Source organism: Streptomyces sp. MnatMP-M17 (genome assembly GCF_900091995.1).
In the GTDB taxonomy this organism is placed as follows: domain Bacteria; phylum Actinomycetota; class Actinomycetes; order Streptomycetales; family Streptomycetaceae; genus Streptomyces.
The window spans coordinates 1-3,091 of record NZ_FMDK01000621.1 but is presented as its reverse complement, the minus strand read 5'-3'; the positions used below and the strand labels follow the sequence as shown (position 1 = coordinate 3,091).

5 protein-coding genes are annotated in these 3,091 nt (G+C 70.5%); all 5 read right to left on the bottom strand.

The window, feature by feature from the left end; translation table 11 throughout:
- The coding region (locus GA0115259_RS26225; protein WP_141716696.1) for a hypothetical protein at positions 1-497 on the bottom strand (497 nt) is incomplete at its 3' end.
- A 117-nt stretch (positions 498-614) separates the two neighbouring features.
- Entirely contained in the window at positions 615-1,256 is a 642-nt protein-coding gene (locus tag GA0115259_RS26220) for a hypothetical protein (protein ID WP_093601588.1), read from the bottom strand.
- Between the two features lie 108 nt (positions 1,257-1,364).
- On the bottom strand, positions 1,365-1,853 hold the full coding sequence (locus GA0115259_RS26215; RefSeq protein ID WP_093601586.1) for a hypothetical protein: 489 nt from the start codon (positions 1,851-1,853) through the stop codon (positions 1,365-1,367).
- A gap of 60 nt (positions 1,854-1,913) precedes the next feature.
- Entirely contained in the window at positions 1,914-2,474 is a 561-nt protein-coding gene (locus tag GA0115259_RS26210) for a hypothetical protein (protein ID WP_093601584.1), read from the bottom strand.
- 101 nt (positions 2,475-2,575) lie between these two features.
- Positions 2,576-3,091 (bottom strand): hypothetical protein (locus GA0115259_RS26205; protein WP_218104238.1); only part of this gene is annotated, 516 nt, incomplete at its 5' end.

Here is a 3,091-nt window from a genome sequence, read left to right as displayed (position 1 = left end):
CGGCCGGCGAGCGGCGGCCGGCGACGTCCCGCGGGCGTGTTCGGCGCGGCCGTCAGCTCGACCCACACGATCGCCAGCTCGCCACCCGCGAACAACGACCGTGCCCAGGTGCCGATCTGGTCCCTCCGAGTCCGCAACTCCGCCTGGAACCGCGCGATGCCGGCCATCCGGCGGCACATTGCGCACAGGTGGCCGCCTTCCTCGGACAGGGGGAGCTGGGTCTGGGCACTGCACCCCGCGCACTCGTAGACCGCGGCAGTCCGTCGGCCGGCGGCGGCGGCCAACTGCGGTCCGCTCGCACCGCTGGGCCGGGACGCACGCACGTCGTACACCGCGACCTGCATCTCCTTGTCGCGGAAGTCGTGGCCGGCCACATAGCCGACCACCGGTCCGTCCGCCTTTCGAGGAAGGTCCGCCCGGCTCATCTGTGTGCACGAGGCGTACTCCCACGGCACTTCACTCCAGCGACCGAACTGGGCCGGCTGTTCCTTGGACATGGCACCCCGCATCCCGACGGCGACAAGCAGAACGCTGCTCGCTGACCCATTCAAGGTAGCCAACCGTAGCGCTAAAAACAAACCGAAAATGTACTCTGACCTGCGGTTTTGTGGTTTCTACTTTGCATAGTGCGATGCGAGTTCTTCGGCGGTTTGGATTCCGCGACGAATGCCGGCGCGGTAGATGTCGCCGACGGTCGTGACGTGGGCGGCCAGCCGCTCGTACTCGGCCAGCGGGCCGGTCAGTTCATCGGAGTCGCCGAGAGGGCCGCGGGGGACCACGACGCCGGGATTCCGGTCCCTCCAGTCCCTCAGCCGGGTGATGTACGGCGCGGAGGTCCCCCAGCAGGCGTCCAGCACCTTCGCGGCGGCCTTCGAGGGCAGACGCAGTTGGACGCTCTCCTTGTAGCCGCCGTCACGGGATCCCGGCCAGCGGCCCGGTAGCCGCGCCTCCGCCGGCGCCCGCCGGAAACGACGCTGCGCCCATCCGCGGTCCTCCAGCTCCTGCGTGATTCCGTAGACCGCCAAGGCATCGATCACGTCGAGGAGTTCGCCGGCCTGGCGCATGCGTACCACCTCGTCCTGCCAAGCTGCCCGGACGCGGGCCGCCTCGTTGCGGGAGAGGTCGTAGGTCTGCCACCGGTCCGCCGCGGAGAGCACGAGCTTCCTGGTCTTCTGCTCCTCCAGTGCGTGGGTCAGCCTCTGGCGCGTGCCTTCACGCACCCAGGCGGTGACGGGCGAAACTCCCGTGGCGGCCATGATGTCCTCGATCTCGCTTCTCGATGCGGCTCGACCGTACCGCGTAGCCACACCCCAGACGACGGAACGTCACGGTCGTCCCGGGGTGGCGGAGGGCGCCCCGCCCGCTCACGCCCAGTCGTGCCCGGTCGAGCACTCAGCGGCCAGCGCGGCGCCGCTGACCTCGTGATGCACGACACTGAGCGTCATCAAGGCGAACGCCCGTGCTCCTTCGCGGCGTTGCATGGTCAGAAGCTGGTACGACCGGCGGAGCAGAGCGTCCCGGACTTTGCGGTACCGGGCCATCCGGGCCGAACAGCCCGTGACCGGTCCGCTGAGCAGCGCCTGCCACCACAGGGCGTCAAGCAGTGCGGTCTCGGCGGCAAAGCACCTGTCGAGGTACGGGTCGGGGCCGAGGTTCCGCAGCTCGCTCTCGTCGAGGTCGGCGAAGCACGCCACTGCTTCCAGAGCGGTGACGATCACCGTCCTGCGCAGGGCGCCCGACGTGGTGGCCTGAACTACGGCGTCCCAGTCCGGCTCGGCGAGGCCGAAGTGCGCTGTGGCCCGCCGGATCCGGGGGAGCGCCTTCTGTGTGAGTGCGCGGCGGTACGCGAACACTCTGGTCCTTTCCGTCGGCCCCGCGGGGCGGGTGTGGTCGATCGGCGTGCGGTCCGCCGCTCAGTGGCGCAGCCAGCCCCACAGGGTGTCACGCTTCCTGGTGAGGGCGTCCAGCACTTCGTGCGCACGCTGCGATGGGACGCCGTGCCGGGCGAAATCGGCTTCCGCCGCCCGTAGGCGACGACTGGCCTCCGCCACCTCCTGGCGGCACTTCTGCACGAGGGCCAGCGCGTGCCCGGCCTCGCGCTCCCGGGCGTAGACCAGCAGCGGCTGCAGCCGGACCTCCTGCTGTTCCACGATGCTGATGACGGCCGGGGCGACGAGCGGTTCCACGGCCCGGACAGAGAAGAGGGAGGAGTCCTGCCGGCAGCGTACCCACTCCGTCTCCCACTGGCCCGGGGCGCTGTTGCGGACGACCGCCTCGAGGCACAGCGGGATCCGGAAGTGGAGGGAGGCGCGGACGCTGACACCGGGCACCGGGGATCCGTCGTCAGCGTCGAGGACGGTGGGGCGCAGGGTGACGCGTGCCGTACGGCCTGCGAGAGGGCCGTCGACGACGATCTCGGGAACCGGCTGCGCATGGTCGTGACGGGCTGGCGGGAGAGGGTGAGGCGTGAGCAAAGGCGTCCTTCCGATGGGCCGGCGAACCGGCTCGGCAGCGGGGAGGGCGAGCCTCCGCGCCAGGATCGGCATGGGCGGGTGCACGGGGTGGCGGGCGCGTGTCAGGCGCGGGTTGGTGCGATGTAGCGGCGGACGGCGACCATGAGGCCGAAGGCCAGTGCAAGTCCCGCGAGGTCGGAGCCGCCGCGGACGGCCACGGCGGAGGCACCGGTGAGGTCCTGGTGGTGAGCGACGATCTGGCCTGCGACGAACCAGGCGATCACCATGACCAGTGCCAGGAGTACGACGCGCACGCCCACGGGGAGCCACTCAGGCCCTTTGGCCGGGCCGGTCTGGGCGTCGATGTGAGCGAGGTACACGTTCAGGGCATGCTCGTGGGTGTCTGCGGGCAGGCTGAGCATCCGGCCGCAGGAACAGCCACTCCGGTATCGGGCTGCCCCGGCGGCGGTGGAGGCGTCCTCGTCGATGACGATCTGGGGCAGGTGGCGGCCGTCGTCGATGATGTACCGGTCGAGATTGGGTATGGTGTCTTCCTTCATCCGTTCTGGGCGCGGCGGAACCGGCGGCTTGAGGCCGGACGTCGGTCCGGCCTGGTGCCGGCAGCACTTGCGGGCCGG

Excerpts from the sequence above, each read along its gene's own strand:
- GA0115259_RS26220 (WP_093601588.1), bottom strand. The coding sequence starts at position 1,256 with ATGGCCGCCACGGGAGTTTCGCCCGTCACCGCCTGGGTGCGTGAAGGC.